At 73.9% G+C, this 26,201-nt stretch carries 25 protein-coding genes; 15 read left to right on the forward strand and 10 right to left on the reverse strand.

Features of this window, described 5'->3' with window-relative positions; translation table 11 throughout:
* Window positions 1-54 precede the first annotated feature (54 nt).
* Genes ACT7CP_RS07580 through ACT7CP_RS07590 form a run of 3 tightly spaced genes read right to left on the reverse strand, consistent with a single transcriptional unit; the run spans window position 55 to window position 5,505 of the window.
* A complete protein-coding gene (locus ACT7CP_RS07580; RefSeq protein ID WP_445441768.1) occupies window positions 55-987 on the reverse strand; it encodes an alpha/beta fold hydrolase in 933 nt (310 codons plus the stop codon).
* Window positions 984-2,027, reverse strand: a complete 1,044-nt coding sequence (locus ACT7CP_RS07585; RefSeq protein WP_413963113.1) for an FUSC family protein — start codon at window positions 2,025-2,027, stop codon at window positions 984-986. The genes ACT7CP_RS07580 and ACT7CP_RS07585 overlap by 4 nt, the downstream gene beginning before the upstream one ends.
* A 55-nt stretch (window positions 2,028-2,082) precedes the next feature.
* Window positions 2,083-5,505, reverse strand: a complete 3,423-nt coding sequence (locus ACT7CP_RS07590; protein WP_445441769.1) for a DNA polymerase III subunit alpha — start codon at window positions 5,503-5,505, stop codon at window positions 2,083-2,085.
* A gap of 112 nt (window positions 5,506-5,617) precedes the next feature.
* Here ACT7CP_RS07590 and ACT7CP_RS07595 point away from each other — a divergent pair, with 112 nt between their 5' ends.
* From ACT7CP_RS07595 to ACT7CP_RS07605, 3 genes are all read left to right on the forward strand, one after another.
* A complete protein-coding gene (locus ACT7CP_RS07595; RefSeq protein WP_445441770.1) occupies window positions 5,618-6,985 on the forward strand; it encodes a glucose-6-phosphate dehydrogenase in 1,368 nt (455 codons plus the stop codon).
* Between the two features lie 107 nt (window positions 6,986-7,092).
* Window positions 7,093-7,842 carry a dienelactone hydrolase family protein gene (locus tag ACT7CP_RS07600; protein ID WP_445441771.1) on the forward strand — a complete coding sequence of 250 codons (750 nt, stop codon included), beginning with the start codon at window positions 7,093-7,095 and terminating at the stop codon, window positions 7,840-7,842.
* Window positions 7,843-7,948: 106 nt separating this feature from the next.
* Window positions 7,949-9,235, forward strand: coding sequence for an LCP family protein (locus ACT7CP_RS07605; protein ID WP_445441772.1), 1,287 nt, complete (start codon window positions 7,949-7,951; stop codon window positions 9,233-9,235).
* A 34-nt stretch (window positions 9,236-9,269) separates the two neighbouring features.
* Here ACT7CP_RS07605 and pnuC read toward each other — a convergent pair whose 3' ends face one another.
* Together pnuC and ACT7CP_RS07615 are read right to left on the reverse strand one after the other, a co-directional pair.
* A complete protein-coding gene (gene pnuC / locus ACT7CP_RS07610) occupies window positions 9,270-9,968 on the reverse strand; it encodes a nicotinamide riboside transporter PnuC (RefSeq protein WP_445441773.1) in 699 nt (232 codons plus the stop codon).
* A 134-nt stretch (window positions 9,969-10,102) separates the two neighbouring features.
* On the reverse strand, window positions 10,103-10,429 hold the full coding sequence (locus tag ACT7CP_RS07615; RefSeq protein WP_307501386.1) for a DUF6504 family protein: 327 nt from the start codon (window positions 10,427-10,429) through the stop codon (window positions 10,103-10,105).
* A gap of 250 nt (window positions 10,430-10,679) precedes the next feature.
* On the opposite strand from ACT7CP_RS07615, the gene ACT7CP_RS07620 reads away from it, so the two are divergent.
* Window positions 10,680-11,549, forward strand: coding sequence for an aldo/keto reductase (locus tag ACT7CP_RS07620; protein WP_445441774.1), 870 nt, complete (start codon window positions 10,680-10,682; stop codon window positions 11,547-11,549).
* Between the two features lie 66 nt (window positions 11,550-11,615).
* Here the strand turns inward: ACT7CP_RS07620 and ACT7CP_RS07625 are convergent, their stop codons facing one another.
* Together ACT7CP_RS07625 and ACT7CP_RS07630 are read right to left on the reverse strand one after the other, a co-directional pair.
* Window positions 11,616-12,713, reverse strand: coding sequence for an App1 family protein phosphatidate phosphatase (locus ACT7CP_RS07625; RefSeq protein WP_413963106.1), 1,098 nt, complete (start codon window positions 12,711-12,713; stop codon window positions 11,616-11,618).
* Window positions 12,714-12,750: 37 nt separating this feature from the next.
* Window positions 12,751-13,482 (reverse strand): SOS response-associated peptidase, encoded by a 732-nt coding sequence (locus ACT7CP_RS07630; RefSeq protein WP_445441775.1) that lies wholly within the window; start codon window positions 13,480-13,482, stop codon window positions 12,751-12,753.
* 216 nt (window positions 13,483-13,698) lie between these two features.
* Between ACT7CP_RS07630 and ACT7CP_RS07635 the strand changes: the two genes are divergently transcribed.
* From ACT7CP_RS07635 to ACT7CP_RS07670, 8 genes are all read left to right on the forward strand, one after another.
* Window positions 13,699-14,604 carry an ABC transporter ATP-binding protein gene (locus ACT7CP_RS07635; RefSeq protein ID WP_445441776.1) on the forward strand — a complete coding sequence of 302 codons (906 nt, stop codon included), beginning with the start codon at window positions 13,699-13,701 and terminating at the stop codon, window positions 14,602-14,604.
* The gene (locus ACT7CP_RS07640; protein WP_445441777.1) at window positions 14,601-15,299 is read left to right on the forward strand and encodes an ABC transporter permease; all 699 of its coding nucleotides are present in this window, start codon (window positions 14,601-14,603) and stop codon (window positions 15,297-15,299) included. Before ACT7CP_RS07635 ends, ACT7CP_RS07640 begins: the two co-directional genes overlap by 4 nt.
* A complete protein-coding gene (locus tag ACT7CP_RS07645) occupies window positions 15,296-16,021 on the forward strand; it encodes an ABC transporter permease (protein ID WP_445441778.1) in 726 nt (241 codons plus the stop codon). Before ACT7CP_RS07640 ends, ACT7CP_RS07645 begins: the two co-directional genes overlap by 4 nt.
* A 14-nt stretch (window positions 16,022-16,035) precedes the next feature.
* On the forward strand, window positions 16,036-16,962 hold the full coding sequence (locus tag ACT7CP_RS07650) for an ABC transporter substrate-binding protein (RefSeq protein WP_445441779.1): 927 nt from the start codon (window positions 16,036-16,038) through the stop codon (window positions 16,960-16,962).
* A gap of 144 nt (window positions 16,963-17,106) precedes the next feature.
* Window positions 17,107-17,556 carry a DUF3618 domain-containing protein gene (locus ACT7CP_RS07655; RefSeq protein ID WP_445441780.1) on the forward strand — a complete coding sequence of 150 codons (450 nt, stop codon included), beginning with the start codon at window positions 17,107-17,109 and terminating at the stop codon, window positions 17,554-17,556.
* On the forward strand, window positions 17,553-18,773 hold the full coding sequence (locus ACT7CP_RS07660; protein WP_445443970.1) for a type III polyketide synthase: 1,221 nt from the start codon (window positions 17,553-17,555) through the stop codon (window positions 18,771-18,773). The genes ACT7CP_RS07655 and ACT7CP_RS07660 overlap by 4 nt, the downstream gene beginning before the upstream one ends.
* Window positions 18,773-19,477: a class I SAM-dependent methyltransferase gene (locus tag ACT7CP_RS07665; RefSeq protein ID WP_445441781.1), complete on the forward strand. Its 705-nt coding sequence runs from the start codon at window positions 18,773-18,775 to the stop codon at window positions 19,475-19,477. The genes ACT7CP_RS07660 and ACT7CP_RS07665 overlap by 1 nt, the downstream gene beginning before the upstream one ends.
* Window positions 19,477-20,697, forward strand: coding sequence for an FAD-dependent oxidoreductase (locus ACT7CP_RS07670; RefSeq protein ID WP_445443971.1), 1,221 nt, complete (start codon window positions 19,477-19,479; stop codon window positions 20,695-20,697). The genes ACT7CP_RS07665 and ACT7CP_RS07670 overlap by 1 nt, the downstream gene beginning before the upstream one ends.
* Here the strand turns inward: ACT7CP_RS07670 and ACT7CP_RS07675 are convergent.
* Together ACT7CP_RS07675 and ACT7CP_RS07680 are read right to left on the reverse strand one after the other, a co-directional pair.
* Window positions 20,690-21,535, reverse strand: a complete 846-nt coding sequence (locus ACT7CP_RS07675; protein ID WP_445441782.1) for a UbiA family prenyltransferase — start codon at window positions 21,533-21,535, stop codon at window positions 20,690-20,692. The genes ACT7CP_RS07670 and ACT7CP_RS07675 overlap by 8 nt on opposite strands.
* On the reverse strand, window positions 21,532-22,002 hold the full coding sequence (locus ACT7CP_RS07680; RefSeq protein ID WP_445441783.1) for a GNAT family N-acetyltransferase: 471 nt from the start codon (window positions 22,000-22,002) through the stop codon (window positions 21,532-21,534). Before ACT7CP_RS07680 ends, ACT7CP_RS07675 begins: the two co-directional genes overlap by 4 nt.
* A gap of 57 nt (window positions 22,003-22,059) precedes the next feature.
* Between ACT7CP_RS07680 and ACT7CP_RS07685 the strand changes: the two genes are divergently transcribed.
* A complete protein-coding gene (locus tag ACT7CP_RS07685) occupies window positions 22,060-22,668 on the forward strand; it encodes a GNAT family N-acetyltransferase (protein WP_445441784.1) in 609 nt (202 codons plus the stop codon).
* A gap of 293 nt (window positions 22,669-22,961) precedes the next feature.
* Here the strand turns inward: ACT7CP_RS07685 and ACT7CP_RS07690 are convergent, their stop codons facing one another.
* Window positions 22,962-23,399 (reverse strand): hypothetical protein, encoded by a 438-nt coding sequence (locus ACT7CP_RS07690; protein WP_413963093.1) that lies wholly within the window; start codon window positions 23,397-23,399, stop codon window positions 22,962-22,964.
* 382 nt (window positions 23,400-23,781) lie between these two features.
* Between ACT7CP_RS07690 and ACT7CP_RS07695 the strand changes: the two genes are divergently transcribed.
* Window positions 23,782-25,194, forward strand: coding sequence for a cytochrome ubiquinol oxidase subunit I (locus ACT7CP_RS07695; RefSeq protein WP_445441785.1), 1,413 nt, complete (start codon window positions 23,782-23,784; stop codon window positions 25,192-25,194).
* Window positions 25,194-26,198, forward strand: a complete 1,005-nt coding sequence (cydB, locus tag ACT7CP_RS07700) for a cytochrome d ubiquinol oxidase subunit II (protein WP_445441786.1) — start codon at window positions 25,194-25,196, stop codon at window positions 26,196-26,198. The genes ACT7CP_RS07695 and cydB overlap by 1 nt, the downstream gene beginning before the upstream one ends.
* Window positions 26,199-26,201 lie beyond the last annotated feature (3 nt).

Below are 26,201 nucleotides of genomic sequence, written 5' to 3' on the forward strand. Positions count from 1 at the left end.
GTCGTGCCGGGAGCGCCGTCGTGCCGGGAGCGCCGTCGTGCAGGCGGGCCCGCGTCAGGGGAGGCGACCGAGCGCGCGGAGGGTCTCCGCGGGGCGCTCGACGTGCGCGAAGTGGCCGGCGTCCGGGATCACCGCGGAGCGGAGGCCCGTCACCGTACGCGCCAGGAGCCCGAGGTCGGCCGGGGAGACGAACACGTCGTCGTCGCCGCGCACCGCGGATACCGGGCACGCGATCCGCGACCACAGCGCGTCCGCGTCGTAGCCGCGCGTGACCTCCGCCGCGAGCGAGAACGCGCGCGGCCGGGCCTCGGTGGCGATGGCGTCGACGATCGAGCGCCGGACGTGCCCGCCGTGCGCGAAGAGCGGCCGGGCGACCGCGCGCATGAGGCCGAGGCGCCCGGTGCCGCGGATGAGCGCCGTGCCGACCCCGCCCAGGCGGCGCAGGGTCCGCATGACGGCGAGCATCATCGTGAAGCCCGGGATGACGCGGAACGCGCGGATCGGATGCGCGACGCTCCGGATGACCGAGTAGGTGGTGGGGGAGACGAGCTCGACGGAGACGGCCCGCGCGGGATCCCGGGCTGCGAGGTGCAGCGCGATGAAGCCGCCCATCGAGTGGCCCACGAGGCGCCAGCGCGCGTAGCCGAGGCCGTCGACCACGCACGCGACCGCGTCGGCGATGGCGTCGACCGTCGCGTCCGCGTCGTCCGCGTCGAGCGCGGAGCCGCCCCAGCCGGGCAGGTCGATCGCGACGACGTCCGCGAACGGGACGCCGGCCTCGCGCGCCGTGCGGATCAGCGGCGTCCAGGTGGTCCACGATCCGGCGGCGCCGTGCAGGAGGACCGTCGCGGTGTCCGAGGACCGCGCGAGCGCGTGGTGGTGCTGCACCGTGCCGAGGGGCGTCGGCGTCGTGCCGCGCACGAGGCCGGAGGCGCGCGGGTCGGGGTCGAGCTCGAGCGGGCTGTAGCCCGGGAGCGGACGCGTCACTCGGCCCCGCCGATGATCTCCGAGCGGATGCGGCGGATGTCCTCCAGCAGCGAGCCGATGAGGATCCAGTGCTCCTCGCTCGGCTCCAGCACGACCAGCGGCGCCGTGAGGGCGGGCTCCTCGTCCGGCGCGTCGCCGTCGGCGCCGTCGCCGGGGAGCGCGTGCTCCGCCAGCAGGCGCACGTCGTGGGCGGCCCGCGTGAGCTCGGTCGCGATGCCGCGGACGACGGGTTCCTCCGCGAGCGACGGGTCGTAGCGGTCGTGCACCGCGCGCGTCATGCCGACCACGCGGTTCACGAGCACCGTGAGCGTCGCGAGGAGCTCCCGGTCGGCCTCGAGGAGCGCGCGGTGCCGGCGTCGACGCGGGTTGAGGGTGAGGCTCTCGAGCCCCCTGTCGACCTCGGCGACGGCCTTCGTGTGCAGCGGCCGGAGCTCGCGCGCCCGGGTGAGCATGCGGGCGAGCTCCGCGCGGTCCACCGGCTCCGACAGCGCGCCGGCGAGGCGGTCGAGCGCGGCGGCGCACTCGCCCGCGAGCCCGACCACCGCGCGTCGGCTCGCCGCGTGCAGCACGGGCGGCGCGATCGCGACGTTGACGGCGACGCCGATGGCCGCGCCGAGGATCGTCTCGACGATGCGGTCGAGCGCGTACACGGGCGAGAGCTGCCCGATGGCGAGCACGAGCATGGCGCTGATGGGGATCTGCGTGCTCGACCCGGGCGTCAGCCGGAACACCCAGCCCACCAGCACGGCCACCACGACGGCCGTGAGCACCACCCAGCTGGATCCGCCGAACGCGAGGCCGAGCGCGAGCGCGAGCAGCACGCCCGTGATCACGCCGAGGCTGCGCTCGACCGCCTTGCCGAAGGTCTGGTTGATGCTCGGCTGCACCACGAGGAGGGCCGCGATGGTCGCGAAGATCGGCAGCTGGGCCGGCAGCAGCGCGACGCAGGCGAACCAGGCGAGGACCGCGGCGACGGAGGTCTTGACCACCTGGACGAACGGGATCCGGGTGGTGGTGCGGACGGTCGTGGTGATGCGCACGTGCGGCCTCCGGCGGCGGTCTCGGGTCCTCCCATCATCCCGCCCGCGACGGGCCTCAGGCGACCGCGTCCTCCGCGTCGACCCCGCCGCCGGCCTCCGCGCCCTGCCGCCGGGCGGCCAGCCACCTGGCCCACATCTCCTTGAGGTCCCACGCGTCCTCCGCCTGGATGGAGACGCCGCGCTCGCCCGTGCGCCGGGTGCGCCCGCGGATGACGAGCAGCCGCGTGCCGAAGAGCATGGGCCCGGCCCTCTGCTGCGCCTCGTCGAAGAAGGTGGAGTCGGAGCAGCCCGTGCCGTCGTCGAGGCTGATGAAGACGACGCGCTTGCCGCTGCGCATGGGCGGGGTCTGCGTGGCGATGCGGATCCCCGCGACCACCACCTCCGAGCCGCTGCGCACCTCGAGGAGCTGGCTCGCGGGGATCACGCCGAGCTCGTCGAGCATGGGCCGGTAGCTCTCGAGCACGTGCTCCGTGACCTCCATCTGCAGGATGTCGAGCTCGGCGCTCACCCGCTCGCGGCCGTCGGGGTCGGGCGAGCCGCGCGGGATGAGGTCGCGGTCGTCGACGAACAGCGGCAGCTGCCCGGCCGGATCCGCGGGCCGGGCCGCGCGCGCCGTGAGCCGCCGGACGAACGCCATGACGTCGCCGCGGGACGCCGGCCCGCGGGCGGCGAGGTCGTCGGCCGAGGTGGCCAGGGAGTCGAGCGCGCCCACGGCCGCGAGCCGCTCCAGCAGCGCGCGCGACGGCTGCGCCTTCGCGTAGAAGTCGGTGATGGAGTCGAACGGCTGGCCGGCCTCGATGCGCGCGAGCTCCGCCTCGCTCATCCCGTGCACGTCCTGCAGCGACAGCCGGATCCCCAGCTCGCCGATCCGCGTGCGCCCGGTCGTCGCGTCGCCCTCCACGCGCTCCACCCGGTAGACGCCCGTGGACCTGTTGACGTCGAGCGGCAGCACGGGCACGCCCATGCGCCGGGCCTCGGTGAGCAGCAGGCGCTTGGGGTACATGCCGGGATCGTGCGTGAGGATCCCCGCGAGGAACTCCGCCGGGTAGTGCGTCTTCAGCCACGCGCTCTGCCACGTGGGCAGCGCGAAGGCCGCGCCGTGCGCCTTGCAGAAGCCGAACGAGCCGAAGCCCTTCAGCGCCTTCCAGATGCGCTCGACGTCGGCGTCCGAGAACGGGCGCTCGCCCGTGCGCCCGTCCACGTGGGCGGCCGTGCGCTCCCGGAACGCGGCCTCGACCACGGTGTCCTGCCGCTCCATGTTGCGGCGCAGCTCGTCGGCCTCCGCGAGGGAGACCTGCATGCAGTCGGCGAAGATCCGGATGACCTGCTCGTGGTAGATGACCACGCCGAAGGTGGGCGCGAGGAACGGCGCGAACCGGCGGTGCAGGTAGTCGGGCCGGGTGATGCCGTGCTTCGTGTCGAGGAACGGCGCCACCATGTTGCCCTTCATGGGCCCCGGCCGGAACAGCGAGATGTCGGCGATGAGGTCCTCGTACACGTCGGGCTGCATCTTGCCGATGAGCTCGCGCTGCCCGGGCGACTCGATCTGGAACATGCCGAGCGTGTGCGTCGTGCGGATGGCGGCGAAGGTCTCCTCGTCGTCGTGCGGGATCTCGTCGAGCTCGATGCGCCCGTCGCGGTGCACGTAGCGCGCGTCCACCGGGATGCCGCCCGCCACCGCCGAGCGCGGGCCGTGGATGCGGTGGATCTCGTCGAGCGCGTACGCCATGGTGCTCTGCATCCGGACGCCGAGGATGTCGAGCTTCAGGAGCCCCATGTCGTCGATGTCGTCCTTGTCGAACTGGCTCATGGGCAGTCCCATGCCGCTCGGCTGCACGGGGCTGGTGCTGAGGAGGTCGGAGTCGCCGAGGATCACGCCGCACGGGTGCATCGAGATGTGCCGGGGGAGCCGGTCGAGCCGCTCGGTGAGGTCGACGAGCAGGTCGATGCTCGGGTCGTCGCGCACGAGGTCGGCGATGGGCTTCAGCTCCGGCTTGGTCTCGAGCACCGCGCGGAACTCGCGCGCGTTGAAGCGCCAGATGTTCTTGGCGATGAAGTCGATCTGCTGCTCGTCGAGGTCGAGCGCGAGCCCCGCGTCGCGCGCGGCGCCGCGGGCCCGGTAGGTGTTCTGCATCGACAGCAGCGTGACCCGGTTGCTGCCGTACTTCTCGAACACCCGGTGGTACACCTCGTGCCGGCGCGCGGACTCCACGTCGATGTCGATGTCGGGCAGGGTAGAGCGCACCTTGCCGAGGAAGCGCTCGAAGAGGAGGTCGTGCTCGAGCGGGTCGACGTTGGAGATGCGCAGCAGGTAGTTGACGAGGCTGCCGGCGCCGGATCCTCGGGCCTGGTTGCGCACGCCCATGTCGCGCATGAGGGAGCACACGTCGGCCACGGTGAGGAAGTAGGTGGCGAAGCCGAAGCCCGTGATGGTCTGCAGCTCGGTGCGCATGCGGGCGAGCACGCGCTGCCGCATCGACTCGTCGACGTGCCCGAAGCGCTCGGTGACGCCCGCCTCGGCCTTCCGCCAGAGCGCCTCGTCCGGGTCGCCCGTGACGCCGATGACGGACTTCTCGGGCAGCTTCGGCTTCCGCCAGGCGAGGTCGGCGTCCGGATCCAGCCGGCAGCGGTCGGCGAGCTCCTCGGTGGCGCGCAGCAGGGCCTCGCCCGCGCGCCGGTCGAGGGAGGACGCGCCCGCGATCTCCCGCGCGATGTCCTGCATGGCGGCCGGCGGCTTGAGCCACGCCTGGCCGTTGGGCTGCAGCCGGAACGAGCCGAGCGGCCGCAGCGTGCCCGCGGCGTCGAGCACGTCGCCCGTGAGCGCGTCGTCGGGTACCAGGTAGCGCACCGCGTTGGTGAGCACCGCGGGGACGCGGTGGGCCTCGGCGAGCTCGAGCATGCGGGCGGCGTGCCGGAGGCTCGCCGACTCGCCGGGCTCCGTGTAGTGGCAGACCACCTCGACGACGATCGCGCCGGGCAGGAGCCTCGCCCACTCGGCCAGGTGGCGGGAGGCGAGCGCGTGGTCGCCCGCGGCGACGGCGCGGCCCACGTCGGAGTCGGGCCCGAGCATGACCGTGCCGACCGGCCCGTCCTCGCCGAGCAGGAACGCGGGCGGCCGGGTGCGCGCGATGCCGGCCTGGGCGCTCCGGGCGGTGCTGCGCGCCGTGCCCCGCCCGTGGCTCGCGCTGATGAGCCGGCTGAGCGCCGCCCAGCCCTGGCCGTGCGTGCCGCCGTGCGCGAGCACCGTGATCCGGCCCGGGTGCTCGCCCGTGAGGCCGAGCTCCGCGCCCACGACGGGGGAGACGCCCGCGGCGATCGAGCGGCGGATGTGGCGGACCGCGCCGTACAGCCCGTCGCGGTCGGTGATCGCCGCGGCCGACGCGCCCTCGGCCGCGACCCCGTCGACCAGCGCCTCGGGCGCCGAGGTGCCGAAGTGGGCGGAGAAGGCGGACGCGACGTGCAGGTGGGTGAAGCTCACGCGCGCCTCCCGACGGATCCGCCGCACCCTCCCGGACGCGGTGTTCGAACGGATGTTCGACTCGCCCAGTGTAGGTCGGCTCCCGCGCGGTCGCGACCCGTAGTCTCGGAGGATGACCAGCGAACCCTCCACCCTCGTCATCCTCGGCGCCAGCGGCGACCTCACGGAACGCCTCCTCCTGCCGGGTCTCGGCAGCCTCGTGGCGAGCGACCGGGGGCGCCGCATCCAGCTCATCGGCACCGGCCGGAGCGAGCGCGGGGCCGACGAGTGGAAGAAGACGGTCAAGGCCGCGTTCGACTCGGTCGACGCGAAGGGGCGGCGCGCGGCGGGCATCGTCTCGTCCACCAAGTACATCCAGGCCGACCCCACGGACGTGGACGACCTGAAGCGCATCCTCGACGGGTGCGAGGGCGCGCCGGCGCTCTACTTCGCGCTGCCGCCGGCCATCTCCATCGAGGTGTGCGAGCAGCTGGGGAAGCTCGACCTGCCGGAGGGCACCACGCTCGCGCTGGAGAAGCCGTTCGGCTCGAACAGCCGCACGGCGGCCCAGCTCAACCGCCAGCTGCTGAAGCTCGTGCCGGAGGAGCGCATCCACCGCACCGACCACTTCCTCGGCCTCTCCACCGTGCTCAACCTCGTGTCGCTGCGCTTCGCCAACCGCTTCTTCGAGTCGGTGTGGAGCGCGAGGGACATCGAGAAGGTCGAGATCCTCTACGACGAGCAGCTCGCGCTCGAGGGCCGCGCCGGCTACTACGACAAGTCGGGCGCGCTGGTCGACATGATCCAGAGCCACCTGCTGCAGGTGCTCGCCGTCTTCGCGATGGAGCCGCCCGCGAGCATCGACCCGGACGACCTGCGGTCGAACATCGCGTCGGTCCTCCGCGCCACCGAGGTGTGGGACAACGACCCGGTAGCGCACAGCCGCCGCGCCCGCTACACCGCGGGCTCCGTCGAGGGCACGCGCATCCCCGCCTACGCGAAGGAGGAGGGCGTGGATCCGGCGAACCAGACCGAGACGCTCGCCGAGGTCACCTTCGGCGTCGCGAACGCGCGCTGGGCGGGCGTCCCGTTCCGGCTGCGCTCGGGCAAGGCGCTCAAGGAGGCGTCCAAGCGCATCGTCGTCACGTTCAAGCCCGTGGCGCATCTGCCGCGCGGCCTGCACGGCTCCGCCCGCCCCGACCGCCTCGTCATCGACCTGAAGCCCGACGGCATCACGCTCGAGGTCACCATGGACGGCACCGGCGAGCCCTTCACGCTCACCCAGTCCACGTTCCGCGCCGACTTCGCCCAGCCCGAGCTCACCCCGTACGGCGAGGTGCTCGACGGCATCCTCGCGGGCGACCCGCGCCTCTCGGTCCGCGGCGACGTGGCCGAGCGGTGCTGGCGCATCGTCGCGCCCGTCATGCGCGCGTGGAAGGGCGACCGCGTGCCCATGGCCGAGTACCGCGCCGGATCCGCCGGGCCCACCGCCTGGCGCTGACGGCGGCCGCCGCTCCGCGTGCGGCTGCCCCGCTCCGCCGCATGACGGCTCGCTGGGGGCCGTCACCCGTCCACGGCGGAGCCCCTGCAGCGCCCTAGCCTGAGGCCATGGCCGTGACGCTCACCGAGATCCCCCTCCCCTCCGCCGACCCCGGGGCGTCGCCCGGCCTCCACGGGGTGCTGGCGGTGCCCGACGGCGAGGGGCCCTGGCCCGCGGTCGTGGTGGTGCACGAGGCGTTCGGCGTCACCGACGTGATGCGCCGCCAGGCGGAGCGCTTGGCCGAGGCCGGCTTCCTCGCGCTCCTGCCCGACCTCTTCTCCGCGGGCGGTGCGCGTCGCTGCCTCGGCGCGACCTTCCGGGCGCTCGTGGCGGGGGAGGGCCGCGCGTTCGCGGACGTCGAGTCCGCCCGCCGCCTGCTCGTGGGCCGCGCCGACTGCACGGGCCGCGTGGGCGTCATCGGCTTCTGCCTGGGAGGCGGCTTCGCCCTCGCGGCGGCCTCCCGCGGGTTCGACGTCTCGAGCGTCAACTACGGCGTGCTGCCCGAGGACCTCGACGGCGCGCTCTCGGGTGCGTGCCCCATCGTCGCGAGCTACGGCGGGCGGGACCGGCCGCTGGCGGGATCCGCCGCCCGGCTCGAGGCGGCCCTCGCGGTGCACGGCATCGACCACGACGTGCACGAGCACCCGGACGCCGGGCACTCGTTCCTCAACGACGCCGAGACGGGACCCCGGATCCTCCGTCCGCTGCTGCGCGCGGCGGGCATGGGTCCGGAGCCCGCATCGGCCGCGGACGCCTGGCGGCGGATCGACGCGTTCCTCCACGCGCATCTGACCGACGCGGCGCATCCCGCGCCCTAGCGCATCGGGCCGCGCGCCGGGCGGACCCTCCACCGCCCTCGGCTACCCTGTGGAGGATGCGGGCGGCCAGCCCGAGCCTCCCCGCCCGGCGACGAGAGATCCACCCATGCAGCACGCCCCCCAGAGGACCCGCGCGGACCGTGCCCACGTCCGCGGCATCGCCCGCCACGGCCGGCTCCGCGCGCCGAGCGCGGGCCGCACGGTGATGAAGGGCATCGCCGGCGTGCTCGCGGTCGCGCTCGCGAGCACGCTCTCGGTCGCGGGCATCGCGTTCTGGGACCTCTCCCGCACCGTCGCGGGCAACACCGTCGACATCTCCAGCGGCCAGGCCCTCCCGCCGTCGCTCGGCGGGATCGACGGCGGCGCGAACATCCTCATCGTCGGCAGCGACAGCCGGGCCGGCCAGGGCGACGGGTACGGCGCCGCGGAGGACGTGGGCACGGCGACGCTCAACGACGTGACGATGCTGCTGCACATCAGCGAGGACAGCACCCGCGCGACGGTCGTCTCGTTCCCCCGCGACATGCTCGTCCCGATCCCCGCGTGCCAGGGCCCCGACGGCACGGAGTACGCGGCGAGCACCCGCGCCCAGCTCAACGAGTCGCTGTCCCGCGGCGGCTTCGACTGCACCGTGCGGATGGTCGAGGGCCTCACCGGGCTCGACATCCCGTACGGCGGCGTCGTGCAGTTCAACGGCGTGGTCGAGATGTCCAACGCGGTCGGCGGCGTCGAGGTCTGCGTGGCCAACGGCATCTACGACCCGAAGACCGACCTGTCGCTGGATCCGGGCCTGCACACCCTGCAGGGCAAGGACGCCGTGCAGTTCCTCCGCACGCGCTACGGCGTGGGCGACGGCAGCGACATCTCGCGCATCGGCAACCAGCAGGTCTTCCTCAGCGCGCTCGTGCGCACCATCAAGAGCGCGGACACGCTGACCAACCCCGCCAAGCTCTACGGCATCGCGCGCGCCGTGGTCGACAACATGCAGCTGTCCACCTCGCTCGCGGACCTCGACACCCTCGTCTCGGTGGCGCTCACCTTCAAGGACATCCCGCTCGAGGACGTGGTCTTCCTGCAGTACCCGGGCGAGGTGCTGGCGAACGGGCGCGTGCAGCCGGACGAGGCCGCGGCCGCGCAGCTCGTCAGCCTGCTGGCCTCCGATGCGGACTTCTCGCTCGGCCAGCCGGCGGCGACCGACGAGTCCGGCAGCGTCCCCGCCGACGGCGCGACGACGCCGCCCGCGACGACGCCGCCCGCGACCCCGGCGCCCGAGGCCCCCGCCGACGGGTCCACGCCCGCGCCTGCTCCCTCGCCGACGTCCGAGGTGCTCGACGCGAGCATCACCGGGCAGACCGCGGCGCAGAGCACCTGCTCCAACGGCCAGGGCCGCTAGCGCGCGGCGGGTCGGGCGAGCGGGCGGGCCGCGCCTAGCGGTCGGCGGGCGCCTCGACGACCCGCGGGTCCGGGAAGACGGTCTCGACGGCGGGCGCCGCGGATCCGCGGGCGCGCATCCAGACGAAGAAGCCCGCGAGGGTGAAGGCGCCGTAGAAGACGTACATGAAGGCGGACGCGTAGTAGCCGGCGCCCACGAGCAGCGGCACGCCGACGAGGTCGACCGCGACCCAGATCAGCCAGAACTCCACCCACCCCTTGGCCATGCCGTAGGTGGCGAGGAGCGAGCCGACGAAGATCCAGGCGTCAGCCCACACGGGCTCGTAGGAGCCGAGCGCGCGGAAGACCGGGGTGAGGATCGCGGTGCCGCCGACGAGCGCGACCACGAGGAGGACGCGCTGACGGCCGGACGCCCACTGCGGGACGACGGGGGCGCCGCCGTGGCGGGCCTGGTTCCAGCGGTGCCAGCCGTAGATCGAGACGGCGATGAACATCACCTGGCGCCCGGCCTGGCCGAGGAGGTTGACGGGGTTCGGCGTGCCGAAGACCGCGCCGAGGAAGACGGTGAAGAGCAGCACGTTGCCGACGATGCCGACGGGCCACGCCCAGACCTTCCGGCGCATGCCGCCGAGCGCGCTGGCGAGGCCGAAGAGGTTGCCGACGATCTCGCGCCAGAGCACGACCTGGTCGCCGATGCGGAGCTGCGCGTCGAACAGCCACTCGAGTGCCGCCATGCCGGGATCCCTCCGTGCGCGCGCGATCCGGGTGATCGCGAGCGGGGGCGCCGTGCGCGGCGCCGATGGGGTGAAGGCGCGCGCTCCGTCCGCTATTCCCCGCAGCGTCACGCGGCGTCACCCGGCCGCCCGCCTCACGCGAACAGGCGCGTGTCCAGCTCCTCGTCCGACGCCGTGACGAGCGACCACCGACCGCGCGCGTCGACGCTCAGGTCGAACGACCCGTCGACCCGGCGGGCGCCCGTGGTGAGCGGCACCGCCTCCACGCGCCACATGCTGAGCTCCAGGAGGTGGGCGCTCGCGCCGCGGGGGGCGCGGCCCGTGCGCTGCCACCAGTCGACCCGGGCGATCCACCGCTCGGGCGAGCTGACGACGCCGTAGACCACGCCCCGCCAGGTGAACCGGAGCGGCGATCCGTCTCCCGAGAGCTCGACCTCCACGTCCTCGTCGATCCGCATCATGCCGCTCCTCCCGTCGTCGCGCCGGCCGCGCCTCGTCGTTCGAACGGATGTTCGAACCTCTTCTTCGAGTGTAGGAACGGGCGCCGACATCCACGAGGGGAGCGGGCGGATCCGCCTCACCCTCCACCGGAGCCTGAGGGTCGTGTCCGCATCGCGCGCATCGGGCATGGATCGGAGGTCCGCCGCGTTGGCACCAGGGTCCCGAGGGCGGCAGACGCCCCCTCGTCATCGACACCCGAGGAGGGTCCACATGACCGACACCACCACCCGCCCCGCCGAGGCCTCCGGCACCTTCACCATCGGCGGCGACCTGCCCGTCGTCCGGCTCGGCTACGGCACCATGCAGCTGACCGGCGACGGCGTCTGGGGCGCCCCCGAGGATCCGGCCGCGGCCGTCCGCGTCATCCGCCGCGCCGCCGAGCTCGGCGTCACGTTCTTCGACACCGCCGACTCCTACGGCCCGTTCGTGGCCGAGGAGCTCCTCAAGGAGGCGCTCCACCCGTACGCCGACGAGGTCGTCGTCGCCACCAAGGGCGGGCTCACGCGCCCCGGCCCCGGCGACTGGCAGCCCGTCGGCCGCCCCGAGTACCTGCGCCAGCAGGCCGAGCTGAGCCTCCGCCACCTCGGCCTCGAGCGCATCGACCTTTACCAGCTGCACCGCATCGACCCGGCCGTGCCGCTCGCCGACCAGATCGGCGTGCTCAAGGACCTGCAGTCCGAGGGCAAGATCCGCCACATCGGCCTGTCCGAGGTCTCGGTCGACGACGTGACGGCGGCGCGCGAGATCGCCGAGATCGTCTCCGTGCAGAACCTCTTCAACCTCGCCAAGCGCGACGCCGAGCCGCTGCTCGAGTACGCCGAGGCCGAGGGCCTCGCGTTCATCCCGTGGTTCCCGCTCGCGACCGGCGAGCTCGCGAAGGACGGCGGCCCGCTCGACGCCCTCGCGAAGCAGCACGACGCGACCCCCTCGCAGCTCGCGCTCGCGTGGCTCCTCCGCCGCTCGCCCGTCATGCTGCCGATCCCCGGCACCAAGTCGGTCGGGCACGTCGAGGACAACATCGCCGCGGCGGGCATCGAGCTCACCGACGACGAGTTCCAGGCGCTCACCGACGCCGTCTGATCCGTCCCGCACGCACGAGGGCCCCGCAGGAGATCTCCTGCGGGGCCCTCGTGCGTGCGGCGTCGCCTACGTGCCGATGCGGGTGCCGGAGTCGTCCGCGAGCCCGAGGTCGTCGAGCTGCGCGAGCAGGCTGGCGCCGTCGGGCGCGTAGACCCACGGGATCGAGCTGTCGAGCGCGCGCTTCTCGGCCTTCGCCCGGCCGCCCGCGAGCACGGCCTCGCCGGCCGACAGCTGGCGGATGAGCACGACCTCGACGTTGTCGGGGTGCTCGTCGGCGAACTCGCCGTAGAGCAGCTCGTCGTGCTGGCCGTCGTCGCCCGCGAGGATCCACTTCACCTGGGGGAACTCCTCCGCGAGCCGCTGCAGGTTCAGCCGCTTGTGCTCCATGCCGCTGCGGAACCACCGGTCGACGGTGGGGCCCCAGTCGGTGAGGAGGATCGGTCCCGGCGGGTACAGGTTCCGCGACAGGAACCGGGTGAGCGTGGGGGCCACGTTCCAGGCGCCGGTGGACAGGTAGAGGACGGGCGCGCCCGTGTGCTGGAGGCGGAGGCGCTCGTAGAGCACGGCCATGCCGGGCGTGGGCGTCCGCGCGTGCTCGTCGAGCACGAAGGTGTTCCACGCGGCGAGGAAGGGGCGGGGGAGCGCGGTGACCATCACGGTGTCGTCGATGTCGCTGAGGATCCCGGTGCGCACCTCGTCGCCGACGATGAACACCGGCGCCTCGACCGTCTCCGACCCCTGGGCGCGGAGGCGGATGGTGTGCCAGCCGCTCGGCAGCGACGCCTCGACGACCATGTCGACCACGCCGCCGCGGTCGGCGCGCACCTCGTGCTCGATGCCGTCGATCTCGACCGTGACGGCCACGTCGGTCAGCGGCACGCTCGTGAAGCTGCGCCAGCCGCGCACGCTCTTGTCGCCGGCGAGGGCGCGGCGGCTCTGCGGATCCGTGAGGAGCACGCGGCAGAGGACGCGGACCCAGCGGACCGAGCCGTAGCCGGCGTACGGGATGACGGTCGGGGTGAGGCCGCGCTTGCGGGCGCGGCCCTCGCGGATCTCGTGGATGCGGTCCTCGATGCGCGCCGCCCGGTGCAGCACGGGTGCGGCTGCCGGTGACTCGAGGAGCGTGCGGGTCGCGTTCTTCTTCTTCTTCGAGGTGGGGGCCACGGGGTCAGTCAACCAGACCCGAGGACCGCGCCACGCCTCAGACGGGGCGGGCGAGCTCGGCGGTGTCCGGCGCGTCCTGGTCGATGCCGGGGCCGACCTCGTCCATCGCGAGCTGCTCGATCACGTCCTCCGCCTGCGCCGCGACCGCGCGCAGCAGGTCGGGCGAGCCCTCGGCCGTGGGGTCGAGCCACTCCTCGACCACGTCGGGCGAGAGGACCACGGGCATCCGCTCCGCGAGCGCCTCCACCGTGCCGGCCGACGGCCGCGTGAGGACCGCGCAGCTCAGCACCCAGCGGGCGGGGTCGTCGGCGGGGCGCGACGGATCCCGCCACCACTCGTACAGCGCCGCGAGCAGCACGACGCCGTCGCCCGCCCCGACGAGGTAGGGCGTGCGGAGCCCGTCGTCGGTCTCGTGCCACTCGTAGTAGCCCGACACGGGGATCGCGGCGCGGCGTGCGACGAGCGCCTGCAGCAGATCCGGACGGGAGGCGAGCGACTCCGCCGGGACCCCGGCGAGCGGCGGACCCTGGTCCGGGCCGGGGGATCCCGCGGGGACGAGGCCCCAGCGCGCGGACTCCAGCCGGCGCACGGGCACCTGGTCCTCCGTGTCGCCCTCGGGACGGCGGGGGAGCGTGTCCACCAGGACCGCGACGCGCTGGCCCGGGACGATGCGCCAGGAGGGGGCGGGCACGGCGGCGCCCGCGTGATCCACGTCGAGGAGACCCACCAGGTCGTCGGCGGTCAGGGACCTGGCGAGGATGCGCGTCATGCCCTCCATCCTGGCCGACGCGTCCGACGGCGGGCGCCCGCACGCCCTCCCCTGTCGCATGGGCCCCTCGTGGCGCAACCCCCTGTCCGTGGAGCGTCGGACATGTTACGAACTGGCGTCAGCCATCGTCTGCGTGCGAACGATCGCCCGGCTCCGTGGTTCCCTGGTCTACCTGGCAAGTGTCGATTCGTAGTGACTACGAGGAATGAGCCACCCATGATCGAGTTCCACCACGTCCGCAAGCAGTACCCGGACGGCACGCTCGCGATCGAGGACTTCAGCCTCGTCGTGCCCTCGCGGACCACCACCGTCCTCGTCGGATCCTCCGGCTGCGGCAAGACGACGCTCATGCGCATGATCAACCGGATGGTCGACCCGACGAGCGGCCGGATCGAGATCGACGGCACCGACATCGCCACCGAGGACGCCGTGAAGCTCCGCCGCCGCATCGGCTACGTCATGCAGAACTCCGGCCTCCTCCCGCACCGCAAGGTGGTCGACAACATCGCGACCGTGCCGCGGCTCACCGGCGTCGACAAGCGCACGGCACGCGAGGACGCCCTCCGCCTGATGGACACCGTGGGCCTCGACCGGTCGATGGCCGACCGCTACCCGTCGCAGCTCTCCGGCGGCCAGCAGCAGCGCGTGGGCGTGGCCCGCGGCCTCGCGGTCGACCCGAACATCCTGCTCATGGACGAGCCGTTCGGCGCCGTCGACCCGCTCGTGCGCGACGACCTCCAGCAGGAGCTCATCCGGCTGCGCACCCAGCTCGACAAGACCGTCGTCTTCGTCACGCACGACATCGACGAGGCGTTCCTCCTCGGCGACCAGGTCGTGATCCTCGAGAAGGGCGGCCGCATCGCCCAGCAGGGCACGCCGCAGGAGATCCTGTCCAACCCGGCGAACGACTTCGTCCGCGACTTCGTGGGCGCCGACAAGGGCAAGCGCGCGCTGCACCTCGAGGACACCGGCACCGGCCGCGTCCTCGTCGACCGCGACGGCCGTCTCGTCGGCGTGCTCGACGACGAGGGGCGCACCGCCGCCCGCTCCGCATCCGCTCCGAACGAGGCGGGGGCCGCGCACGCCCCCGGTGCTCCGGCGCAGGGTGCGGGACCCGCGTGAACTGGGTCCTCGCCAACATCCAGACCGTCCTCGACCTGGCTGTCGCGCACGTCGCGCTGTCCGCCACGCCCGTCGTCCTGGGCTTCGTGGTCGCGCTGCCGCTGGGCTGGCTCGCCAACCGCTACCGCCGCGCGCGGGGTTCCCTGCTCGCGGTCGGCGGGGCGCTGTACACGATCCCGTCCATCGCGCTGCTCCTGTCGATCCCGGCGATCATCGGGACGACGATCATCGACCCCCTCAACGTCGTGGTCGCGCTCAGCATCTACGCCGTCGCCCTCATGATCCGCATCACCGCGGACGCGCTGGCCTCCGTCTCCGAGGACGTCAAGCAGTCCGCCACCGCCATGGGCTACGCCGGCTGGGCCCGCTTCTGGCGGGTCGAGCTGCCGCTGGCCGGTCCCGTCCTCCTCGCCGGCCTCCGCGTCGTTTCCGTGAGCACGGTCAGCATGGTGACCGTCGGGTCGCTCTCCGGCATCCAGAGCCTCGGCACCATGATCCTCTCGGGGTACCGGCGCCAGTTCTACACGGAGATCCTCACGGGCATCGTCGGCATCCTCCTGATCTCGCTCCTGTTCGACCTGATCCTGCTGCTGGCCGGCAAGCTCCTCATGCCGTGGGCCAGCACCCCGTCCCTCGGCGCGCGGTCGCGCTCCGCCCGCCGCGCCGCCCTCGTCACGGATGCGAGCGCCTCGTGAACCTCTTCGCCGAGGCCTTCGGCCTCCTCCTCGACGGCTCCGGCTGGGGCGGCAGCACCGGATACGGCACCCGCCTCCTCGAGCACCTCGGGTACACGGGCCTGGCGATGGGACTCGCCGCGCTCATCGCCGTCCCGGCCGGCCTCTACATCGGCCACACGGGGCGCGGGCGCAACGTCGCCGTCGCCTTCTCCGGCGGGTTGCGCGCCCTGCCGACGCTGGGCGTGCTCGTGCTCCTCGGCCTGCTCTTCGGCATCGGCCTCACGGGTCCGATCCTCACGTTCGCCATCCTGGGCATCCCGCCGCTCCTCGCCGGCGTGTACGCGGGCATCCAGGCGGTCGACCGGCCCGCGATCGACGCGGCGCGCGCGGTCGGGATGACGGAGTGGCAGATCCTCGGCCGGGTCGAGATCCCGCTCGCGCTGCCGCTCATCATCAGCGGCTTCCGCGCGGCGACCCTGCAGGTCATCAGCACCGTCACGCTCGGCGCCTTCCTCGGGCTCGGCGGCCTCGGCCGCGACATCTTCACGGGCCTGACCACGCGCGACTTCCCCCTGCTCCTGGCGTCCTCGATCCTCGTCACCGTCCTCGCGCTCGTCGTGGACGCCGTGTTCGCGGTCGTGCAGCGCCTCGTGATCCCGCGGGGCGTCGTCGCCGCCGCCGGACGCACCCCCGACTCCGCCCGGACCTCGTCGAGGCCGGCGGTCAGCACCGCCTCCTGAAAGGAACACAGCTCATGTCCCACAGCATCTCCCGCCGGCTCCTCGTCGGCACCGTCGCGTTGGGCACCGCGATGGCCCTCGCCGGCTGCTCGTCCGGCGACCCCCTCGACACCTCGGGCGGGTCGGCGTCCGCCGCCCCCACCGACACCATCTCCGTCGGCTCCGCCGCCTTCGGCGAGAACGTGATCCTGGCCGAGATCTACGCGCAGGCCCTCGAGGCCAACGACGTGAAGGTCACGCGCAACCTGCAGATCGGCGAGCGCGAGGTGTACCTCAAGGCGCTCGAGGAGGGGTCCATCGACCTCATCCCCGAGTACACGGGCAACCTGCTCGCCGCGTACGACCCGGACGCCACGGCGACCTCGAGCGACGAGGTCTACGCGGCGCTCGGCGACGCCCTGCCCGAGGGCTTCGAGGTGCTCGACGAGTCGCCCGCCGAGGACAAGGACTCGTACAACGTCACGAAGGAGTACTCGGAGGCCGAGGGCGTCACGAGCCTCGCGGACCTCGAGGGCAAGACCGTCCGCGTCGGCGGCGGCGCGGTGCTGGGCGAGCGCGAGTACGGGATCCCCGGGCTCACCGACGTGTACGGCGTCGACGCGAGCCTCGTCACCATCGAGGACCAGGGCGGCCCCAACACCGTCAAGGCGCTCCTCGACGGCCAGGTCGACATCGCGAACATCTACACGACCACCCCGTCGATCCTCGACAACGGCTTCGTCACCCTCGAGGACCCCGAGAACCTCATCAAGGCGCAGAACGTCGTGCCGCTCGTGAAGACCTCGAAGATGGACGCGGACATCACGTCCGTCCTCGACGAGGTGTCGGCCGCGCTGACCACCGAGGACCTCACGGAGATGAACCGCCGCAACCAGGGCGACGAGAAGGCGGAGCCCGCCGCCATCGCCGCCGACTGGCTGAAGGAGAAGGCCCTCTTCTAGGAGGGGCCGGCCGGGCGGCGACGCCCGGCACCCGCGAGGGGCCGACGCGCGAGCGCCGGCCCCTCGCCCCGTCGGTGCCCGCACCCCGGCCGACGGAGCAGAATGGATCCACCGCACGCCGTACCCGACGACAGGAGCCCGCGCATGGCCAAGAAGAAGCACGCGACCGGCAAGGTGAGCGTGATCGGCGCCGTCACCACGGTCGCCCGCGAGGTCCGCAAGCACAAGATGGTGGCCGAGTCAGCCCCGCGCGGCCAGGGCGCGAACATCCCGCCCGCTCCGAAGCGCAGCCCCGAGGAGCTCAAGCGCGACATCCAGACCGGACGCGATGAGCTCGCCCGCACGGTCCGCGAGCTGGAGACCGCGCTCGACGTGCCCGCCCGCGCCCAGGAGCTGAAGGCCGACGCCGTGGGACGCGCGCGCGGCCTCCGCGACGAGGTCACGTCCCGCGTCCGCTCGACCTCCGACGACGTGACGCGGCGCACGCGCGCCTTCACGCGCGAGCAGCCGGCCATCGCGGCCTCCATCGGCGCGGGTGCCGTGGCGGTCGTCCTCGCGGTCGGCGCCGCCGTCGTCTCCGGCGGCCGACGCTGACCGCCTCGATCCGCTCCATCGCCACGGCGCTGCCGCCGACCGTCCTCGCGCAGGAGGGCGTGCGCGACCTGTTCGGCAGCCAGCCGGAGCTCGGGCGCCTCGGCACCCGGCTCGTCTCCGCGGCCTTCGGGGCGTCGGGGATCCGCACGCGCCACACGGTGATCCGCGAGCTCGGCACCGCGCCCGGCATGGCGGGCGCCGACGCGCCGGCCGACCCCGACGACGGCGAGCCGGTCTTCTACGACCGCGCGACCGGCCGGATCCTCACGCCCGGCACCGGCGCGCGCAACGACACGTACATCCGCGAGGCGCCCGCGCTGCTGCTCGGCGCCGCGCGCCAGGCCCTCGAGGAGGCCGCCGGCATCGAGGCGGACGACGTCACGCACGTCGTCACCGTCTCCTGCACGGGCTTCTACGCGCCCGGTCCCGACTACGCCGTGGTCCGCGGGCTCGGGCTCGGCGCGTCCACGCAGCGCTTCCACCTCGGCTTCATGGGCTGCTACGGCGCGTTCCCGGCGCTCCGCATGGCGTCCCAGTTCTGCGCCGCCGACCCGGACGCCGTCGTCCTCGTCGTGTGCGTGGAGCTGTGCTCGCTGCACCTGCACTCGTCGAACGACGCCGACACGATCGTCGCGTCCTCCGTCTTCGGCGACGGGGCCGCGGCCGCGATCGTGACCGCCCGGCCGGCGCCCGCCGGATCCACCGTGCTCGACCTCGACGCCTTCGAGACCGTGCTCACGCCCGTCGGCGAGGACGACATGGCGTGGACCATCGGCGACCAGGGCTTCGACATGATCCTCTCCAGCTACGTGCCGAAGATCATCGACGACCACATCACGGGCGCGCTCGAGCCGCTGTGGGCGCAGGTGCCCGCGCTCGAGGGCGTCGCCCCCGCGGAGATCGAGGACTGGGCCATCCACCCGGGCGGCCGGAGCATCCTCGACCGCGTGGAGGACCGCCTGGCGCTCGCGCCCGCGCAGCTGGCCGCGTCCCGGTCGACGCTCGCGGAGGTCGGCAACATGTCGAGCGCCACGGTGCTGTTCGTGCTGCGGCGGATCCTGCACGGCACGCCGCCCGCCGACGTCCCCGGACGGCCCGACGTCGCGGGATCCGCGCCGGCGGTCGCGTCCGGTCCCGGCGCGGGCCGCGTGTGCGCCATGGCGTTCGGCCCCGGCCTCACGGTCGAGACGGCGCTCATGACGCGCCGGACCGCCTGATGGACCTGTCGCGGCGCGACACGGAGCTCACCGAGCTCATGGACGCGCCCGACTGCGACCCGGACGCCCTCGCGCGCACCTACGCGCGGTTCGCCCTCGTGAACCGGCTCGTCGCCGGGTGGCACGGGGTCTACCGGTCGCGGATCCGTCCGCTGCTGTCGGCCGAGCGGGAGACGACGCTGCTCGACATCGGGTCGGGCGGGGGCGACGTGCCGCTCGCGCTCGCCCGGTGGGCCCGGCGCGACGGGCTGCGGCTCCGCGTGACGGGGATCGACCCGGATCCGCGCGCCGCCGCGTTCGCGCGCGCCCTGCCGGTCGACCCCGACGTCCGGTTCCTCCCGGCGTCGAGCGCGGAGCTGGTGGCCGAGGGACGTCGCTTCGACCTCGTGACGAGCAACCACGTGCTGCACCACCTCGACGAGGCCGCCTTCGACGCGTTCCTCGCAGACTCCGCCGCCCTCGCGCCGCGCGCGCTGCACAGCGACATCGCCCGCGGCCGCCTCGCCTACGCCGCCTACGACCCGCTCGCCCGGATCGTCGCGCGCGGGTCGTTCGTGCACGTCGACGGGCTGCGCTCGATCCGCCGCAGCTGGCGGCCCGTCGAGCTGGCCCTCCGCGTGCCGGCCGGCTGGCGGGTCGAGGGCGCCGTGCCCTTCCGGGTGCTCCTCGTCCGCGACCCCGCCGCGGGACGCACGCGCTCGTGATGCGGCACGACGTGCTCGTGGTGGGCGGCGGGCCCGTCGGTATCCACCTCGCCGCGCTCCTCGCGCAGGCCGGGCTCGACGTGCGCGTCTGGGAGGCGCGGGTCGAGGGCGCCCCGATGTCGCGCGCCATCGGGATCCACGCGCCGTCGCTCGACGCCTTCGACCGCCTGGGCGTCGGGGACGAGATGGTCGCCGAGGCGGTGCTGGTGCGGCACGGCATCGCGATGGCGGGCGGCCGGGAGCTCGGGCGCGTCTCCTTCGCGGGCGTGTCGACCACGCATCCCTACGTGGCGGCGCTGCCGCAGTGGCGCACCGAGGCGATCCTCGCGCGGCGCCTCGCCGGGCTCGCCCCCGACGCCCTCCGGCGCGGGGTGACCCTGACGGGCCTCGACGCCGATCCGGTCGGGATGCCCGGAGGCGGGGTGCCGGCCGGCGAGGTGCGCGCGACCGGCGTCGACGCGGCGGGTGCCGTCGTGGAGGCGACCGCCTCGATCGTGGTGGGCGCGGACGGCACGCGCGGCGTCGTCCGCGGCCTCCTCGGGATCGACGTCGACGAACGGGTGCTGCCCGACCGCTTCGCCATGGGCGACGCGCCCGACGGCACGGACGGCGGCGACGATGCCGTGATCACGCTGCACCCGGACGGCGTCGTCGAGTCCTTCCCCCTGCCCGGCGGCCTGCGCCGCTGGGTCGTGGGGCTCCGGGCGGGGGAGCGCGCCGGGGATCCCGCCGCGCTCGTCGCCGAGGCCGTCCGGCTGCGCACCGGGCACGTCGTCCGCCCGGAGGAGCTCGCGACCGCGAGCGGCTTCGGCGTGCGCCGTCGACTCGCACGGCGCATGGCCGCCGCGCACGGCCCCCTCGCCGGGCGCGCGGTGCTCGTCGGGGACGCGGCCCACGAGATCAGCCCCATCGGCGGGCAGGGCATGAACCTCGGCTGGCTCGACGTCGACGCCCTCGCGCCGATCCTCGTCGACGCCGTGCGCGCCCGGGCCGGGACGCCGGATCCCGCGCGCCTCGCCGCGTGGGAACGGGACCGCCTCGCGAGCGCCCGACGCGCGGCCGTGCAGTCGGAGATCAACACGGCCCTCGGCCGGCCGGTGCAGGGCCTCACGCGGCGGGTGCGCGACGCGGGCCTCCGCGCGGTGCTCGCGTCGCCGGCCGCGGCGGGGCTCGCCTCCGTCTACGCCATGGGACGGGACGCCGGCGCGCGCGTCAGATGAGTCGGGTCGCGTTGAGCGCGACCTGCGCGACGAGCAGCAGCGACGCCGCCATGATCAGCTGGAACAGCAGGCGCCCCGGCGGGCGGGTGAGGACGAGCGCGGCGCCCCACGCGGCGATCGCCAGCGTGACCACGAGACCCGCGACGGCGAGCGGCGTGACCCGGAGCGCGGGATCCGCGAGCACCGGCCCGACCATGGCCGCCACCGCGCCGAGCGCGAGCGCCCCGAACGCGACGAGACCGGACGGGATGCGGCCGAGGCGGTGGGGGAGCCCGCGCACGCCCGTGCGCGCGTCGTCCTCGAGGTCGGGCAGCACGTTGGTGAAGTGGATGGAGACGCCGAGCACCGCGCCCGTCGCCCACGCCCACGCGGCCGCCGGCACCGGATCCGCGGCGCCGAGCGCCACGACGGTCGGCAGGATCCCGAACGCGACGACGAACGGGACGACGCTCAGCGCGGTGCGCTTGAGGCCCGCGTTGTAGGCCCAGCCGGATCCCACCAGCACGACGTGCGCGAGGAGGAACCACGGCCCGAGCGCCGCGGACGCGACCAGGCACGCCGCCGCGGTCCCGAGCGCCGCGGCCCGCACCTGCCCGGCCGTCACCTCGCCGCGCGCGACGGGCTTGTCGGAGCGCGCGACGCTCCGGTCGCGCTCCGCGTCGATCCAGTCGTTGGAGAGCCCGATGGACAGCTGCCCGAGGAGCACGGCCAGCGCCACGGCCAGGACGCGCCCCGGTCCGTAGCCGAGCGCGACCGCGAGCCCGGCGGCGAGCACCGTGACGGTCGCCGTCGGGCCCGGATGCGACGAGAGGGCGAGGAGCCGGAGGCGGCGGATCACGCGAGCGTCAGCCCGTAGCAGCGCGACTCCTCGGAGTCGGCGTAGGCCCCGAAGCGGGGGATCTCCGTCCAGCCCTCGCGGCTGTAGAAGCGCATGGCGTCCGGCTGCGCGTCGCCGGTCTCCAGCACGAGGTCGACGACGCCGAGGCCGCGCGCCGCGTCCTCGAGGGCGCGCAGGAGGGCCGTCGCGACGCCCGTGCCGCGCGCGACGGGGACGACGTACATGCGCTTGAGCTCCGCCCACGGCCTGCCGTCACCGCGGTCCTCGAGCAGCCGGATCCCGCCGCAGCCGAGGGGCGTGCCGCGCTCATCGCGCGCGACGAGGAAGACGGCCATGTCGGCGGCGGTCGGCTTGGTGCCGGGCTCCGTGTCGCCGCCGTAGCGGGCGTCGAGCTCGGTGCGCTGGGCGGCGCGCAGGAGGGTCGCGTCCTCGTCGTCCCACGGGACCTCGGCGATGGTGCGGTGCATGGATCGATCCTCCCGCACCCGGCCGTGCGGCCCGCACCGCGCCGATACCCTGGCGGCATGAGGATCCGCCCCGCCGAGCCCCGCGACATCAACGACCTGCTGGAGATCCGCAACGACGCGATCCTGACCAGCACCGCCCTCTGGACCGACGAGCCCGTCGACCGCGCCGAGCGCGAGGCGTGGTTCCGCCGGGCCGCGGAGGAGGGCGACCCGATCCTCGTGGCCGAGGTGGACGGCGCGATGGCCGGCTACGGCACCTACGGCCCGTGGCGGCGGATGTCCGGCTACCGCTTCTCGGTGGAGGACTCGGTCTACGTGCGCGAGGCGTTCCAGGGCCGCGGCATCGGCCGGGCGCTCGTCGAGGCGCTCGTCGCGCACGCGCGGGCGGCCGGCAAGCGCGCCGTCTTCGCGGACATCGAGGCGGGCAACACCGGATCCATCCGCCTGCACGAGCGCCTCGGCTTCCGCCGGGTGGGGCTGCTGCCCGGCATCGGCTGGAAGTACGGCCGACCCCTCGACCTCGCGATCCTGCACCTGGCCCTCGTGGAGGACGGGGCGGACGACGACGGGGACGGGGACCCGACCGCCGGCGACGGCGTGACCGCGGCGCCGGACGGCAGCACGGCGGCCGCGGACGACCCGGCCGCGGGCGCGCACGCCGGCTGATCGACGGCGGACGGTCGAATGGCCCGGCACGGGGCGCGGGAACGCCACGGGTGCCGGGCCACTCCGGCCTGCCGGGTCCTTCGGGGGACGGGGCGCAGCCGTGGTCCGGGAGCGGTCCCGTCCGGGGGGGGATGGACGGACGCGCTCGTCGGGTTGCGAGCGCCAGGCCCAAGGGGGGGGGTAAGGGCCGTGCGCTCGTGGTCGACTCTAGCCGGGTCCCCCATAATGCGGACACCCGCGCGTGACCCCAGAACGAGGGACGCGGCGACGTGCGCGGCGTCCCGCGCGCCGGATCAGTCCTGCGACTCGTCGAGCTCGCGGCCCCCGCGCGCGACGACCGCGTCGCGGAGCGCGTGGAAGTGGTCGACCGTCAGGCCGTTGCGCAGGAGGTAGGGCTCGACGCCGCCGCGGCCCGCCAGGGAGTGCAGCGCCTGGATGACGGGCGCGGGATCCCCGTCGACCGCGTGCTGCGCCGCGTCGCGGACGTCGAGCCCGCCGGCGACGAGCGCGAGGGCGGCGATGAGGGCGTCCTCGACGGTGGCGGTCCGGGCGTCGTAGCGCTCCGCCGTCCCGGCCTCGACGTCCTCGGCGGCCTCGGCGACCCGGGCGGTGAGGCGGGCGCCGTCCGCGACGAGGAGGCCCACGTAGGCGGACGCGGGCGCACCGGCGGAGGGGAGGGGGGATCCGCCGGCGAGGCCGGGCGCCGGGGAGGCGGGGGCGGAGGAGGTCATGGCGGCGGCCCTTCGGTCGACGTGCGCGGTGCGGGTGGGTGCGGTGCCGGGTTCCGGGCCGACGGCGGGAGCGGGGACGGCGACCGTCTCCGCGGGTGGCGGGCGCACCGGGTCGACGCCGATCCGGATGCGTCCCCCGAGCGTCGTCCGGCCGGGTGAACGGAGCGTGTCGTCCGCGTCGCCACGGGGCGAACGCGACCCGACCGGGACGGGCTCGGCGGCTCGCGCGGATCGTCTACAAGTCGTAGAATGGAGGCGTCGCGATGGAGCCTCAGACCCGCACGATCCACCCTCCACAGGAAGCGCATCCGGTCGCCATGACACCGCATCCCGCCCCCGCCCCTGCCGACCGCCCGCGCTCCGGCCGAACCGGTCGCCCCGAGTGAACGAGCTCCTCGACCCGCTCCTGCTCTCCCGCTGGCAGTTCGGCCTGACGACCGTCTACCACTTCCTCTTCGTGCCGCTCACGATCGGCATGGCGTTCGTCTGCGCGATCTACCAGACGGCCTGGGTCCGCACCGGGCGGCAGCACTACCTGCGGCTCACGCGCTTCTTCGGCCGCATCTTCCTCATCAACTTCGCGATGGGCACGGTCACGGGCATCGTGCAGGAGTTCCAGTTCGGCATGAACTGGTCGGAGTACTCGCGGTTCGTGGGCGACGTGTTCGGCGCCCCGCTCGCACTCGAGGGGCTCCTCGCCTTCTTCCTCGAGGCGTCCTTCATCGGGGTGTGGATCTTCGGCTGGGACAAGCTCCCGAAGAGGCTGCACCTCGCGTCCATCTGGGTGGTCTCGGTCGCGTCGATCCTGTCGGCCTACTTCATCCTCGCGGCCAACGCGTTCATGCAGAACCCGGTCGGCTACCGCATCGACGAGGCCCGCGGCCGGGCCGAGCTCACGGACATCTGGGCGCTGCTCACCAACAAGGTCGCGCTCGCGGCGTTCCCGCACACGATCTTCGCGAGCTTCATGTGCGCGGCCGCGGTCATCATCTCGGTCGCCGCCTGGCACCTCTCCCGCAACCAGCACCTCGACACGATGATGCCGGCCATGCGCTTCGGCATGTGGTTCATGGTCGCCTCCGGCGCGCTCACCATCCTCACGGGCGACCAGCTCGGGCTCGCGATGGTGCAGACGCAGCCCATGAAGATGGCCGCGGCCGAGGCGCACTACGACACGTCCTCCGGCGCCGCCGCGTCGTTCTCGCTCTTCACCTGGGGGACGCCCGACGGGTCGAGCGAGCTGTTCTCCATCCGGATCCCCTACCTCCTGTCGTTCCTGTCCACGCACACGCTCGACGGCACGGTCGAGGGGATCAACGACCTGCAGGCGCAGTACGTCGCGAGCTACGGCCCCGGCGACTACACGCCCACCATCTGGGTCACCTACTGGGCGTTCCGCTGGATGATGGGCTTCGGCATGGCGGCCATCGGCGTCGCAGTCGCGGGCCTCTGGTTCACGCGCGGCGGCCGGGCGATCACCCGTCCCTGGATGTGGAAGGTCGCCATCTGGGCCGCCCCGCTGCCGCTGCTGGCCATGACGGTCGGCTGGATCTTCACCGAGATGGGCCGCCAGCCCTGGATCGTGTTCAGCCTCCTGCAGACCTCCTCCGCCGTCTCGCCGAACGTCACCGGCCTCCAGGTCCTGCTGTCGCTCGTGGCGTTCACGGTCGTGTACGGGTCGCTCGCCGTGGTGGAGTTCCGCCTCATCCTGCGGGCGGCGCAGAGGGGGCCGGATCCGGAGGCGGAGCCCGACCCCGAGACGGGCGAGGTCGTCCGGGAAGCGAGCGTCTACTGATGGACCTGCCCACCCTCTGGTTCGGCGTCATCGCCTTCCTCTTCGTCGGCTACTTCGTGCTCGACGGCTTCGACTTCGGCGTGGGCATGAGCCTGCCGTTCCTCGCGAAGGACGACACCGACCGACGCGTGCTCATCAACACCATCGGCCCCGTGTGGGACCTCAACGAGACGTGGCTCATCGTCGCCGGCGCCGCCCTCTTCGCGGCGTTCCCCGAGTGGTACGCCACCATGTTCAGCGGCTTCTACCTGCTGCTGCTCGCCATCCTCATCACCCTGATCCTGCGTGGCGTCTCGTTCGAGTACCGGCACCAGGGCGCGTCCGACCGGTGGCGCGGGTCGTTCGACCTGATGATCGTCGTCGGCTCGGTCGTGCCCTCGTTCCTCTGGGGCGTCGTCTTCGCGAACGTGGTGCGCGGCGTGCCGATGGACGCGAACCACGACTACGTGGGATCCACGCTCGACCTGCTGAACCCGTACGCGCTCCTCGGCGGGCTCACGACGCTGTCGCTGTTCCTCGTCAACGGGCTGCAGTTCGCGGCGCTGAAGACCGACGGGCCGATCCGGGTCCGCGCGCGCCTCATGTCGATGCGGGTCGGCGCGGCGGCGATCGTGATCGCCGCGACCTTCCTCGTGTGGACGACGCTCGCCCACGGTTCGCCGCTGTCGGGACTCGTCGCCGCGCTCGCGGCGGTCGCGCTCGTCGCCTCCTACCTCGCGAACGTGCGGGGACGCGAGCGGTGGGCGTTCGGCCTGCTCGCGGCGACCATCGCGCTGGCCGTCGCCAGCCTCTTCACGGCGCTGCACCCGTTCGTGATGCCCGCGTCGAACGACCCCGCGAACGGGCTCACGCTCGAGAACGCGTCGTCGTCGCCGTACACGCTCACGATCATGACCTGGGCCGCCGGCTTCGCGCTGCCGCTGATCCTCGCGTACCAGGCGTGGACGTACTGGGTGTTCCGGAAGCGCATCACGCGCGCCGTGATCTCCCAGGCCGCCCACTGACGC

Source organism: Clavibacter rahimiani (genome assembly GCF_052654495.1).

What these genes read in the sequence shown, in the direction of transcription:
- ACT7CP_RS07655 (WP_445441780.1), top strand. Translation starts at nt 17,107, where the DNA reads ATGGCCAAGAAGAAGCACGCGACCGGCAAGGTGAGCGTGATCGGCGCC.
- ACT7CP_RS07670 (WP_445443971.1), top strand. Translation starts at nt 19,477, where the DNA reads ATGCGGCACGACGTGCTCGTGGTGGGCGGCGGGCCCGTCGGTATCCAC.
- ACT7CP_RS07680 (WP_445441783.1), bottom strand. Translation starts at nt 22,002, where the DNA reads ATGCACCGCACCATCGCCGAGGTCCCGTGGGACGACGAGGACGCGACC.
- ACT7CP_RS07605 (WP_445441772.1), top strand. Translation starts at nt 7,949, where the DNA reads ATGCAGCACGCCCCCCAGAGGACCCGCGCGGACCGTGCCCACGTCCGC.
- ACT7CP_RS07600 (WP_445441771.1), top strand. Translation starts at nt 7,093, where the DNA reads ATGGCCGTGACGCTCACCGAGATCCCCCTCCCCTCCGCCGACCCCGGG.
- ACT7CP_RS07630 (WP_445441775.1), bottom strand. Translation starts at nt 13,482, where the DNA reads ATGACGCGCATCCTCGCCAGGTCCCTGACCGCCGACGACCTGGTGGGT.
- ACT7CP_RS07615 (WP_307501386.1), bottom strand. Translation starts at nt 10,429, where the DNA reads ATGATGCGGATCGACGAGGACGTGGAGGTCGAGCTCTCGGGAGACGGA.
- ACT7CP_RS07650 (WP_445441779.1), top strand. Translation starts at nt 16,036, where the DNA reads ATGTCCCACAGCATCTCCCGCCGGCTCCTCGTCGGCACCGTCGCGTTG.
- ACT7CP_RS07685 (WP_445441784.1), top strand. Translation starts at nt 22,060, where the DNA reads ATGAGGATCCGCCCCGCCGAGCCCCGCGACATCAACGACCTGCTGGAG.
- ACT7CP_RS07620 (WP_445441774.1), top strand. Translation starts at nt 10,680, where the DNA reads ATGACCGACACCACCACCCGCCCCGCCGAGGCCTCCGGCACCTTCACC.
- ACT7CP_RS07635 (WP_445441776.1), top strand. Translation starts at nt 13,699, where the DNA reads ATGATCGAGTTCCACCACGTCCGCAAGCAGTACCCGGACGGCACGCTC.
- ACT7CP_RS07595 (WP_445441770.1), top strand. Translation starts at nt 5,618, where the DNA reads ATGACCAGCGAACCCTCCACCCTCGTCATCCTCGGCGCCAGCGGCGAC.
- cydB (WP_445441786.1), top strand. Translation starts at nt 25,194, where the DNA reads ATGGACCTGCCCACCCTCTGGTTCGGCGTCATCGCCTTCCTCTTCGTC.
- ACT7CP_RS07690 (WP_413963093.1), bottom strand. Translation starts at nt 23,399, where the DNA reads ATGACCTCCTCCGCCCCCGCCTCCCCGGCGCCCGGCCTCGCCGGCGGA.
- pnuC (WP_445441773.1), bottom strand. Translation starts at nt 9,968, where the DNA reads ATGGCGGCACTCGAGTGGCTGTTCGACGCGCAGCTCCGCATCGGCGAC.
- ACT7CP_RS07665 (WP_445441781.1), top strand. Translation starts at nt 18,773, where the DNA reads ATGGACCTGTCGCGGCGCGACACGGAGCTCACCGAGCTCATGGACGCG.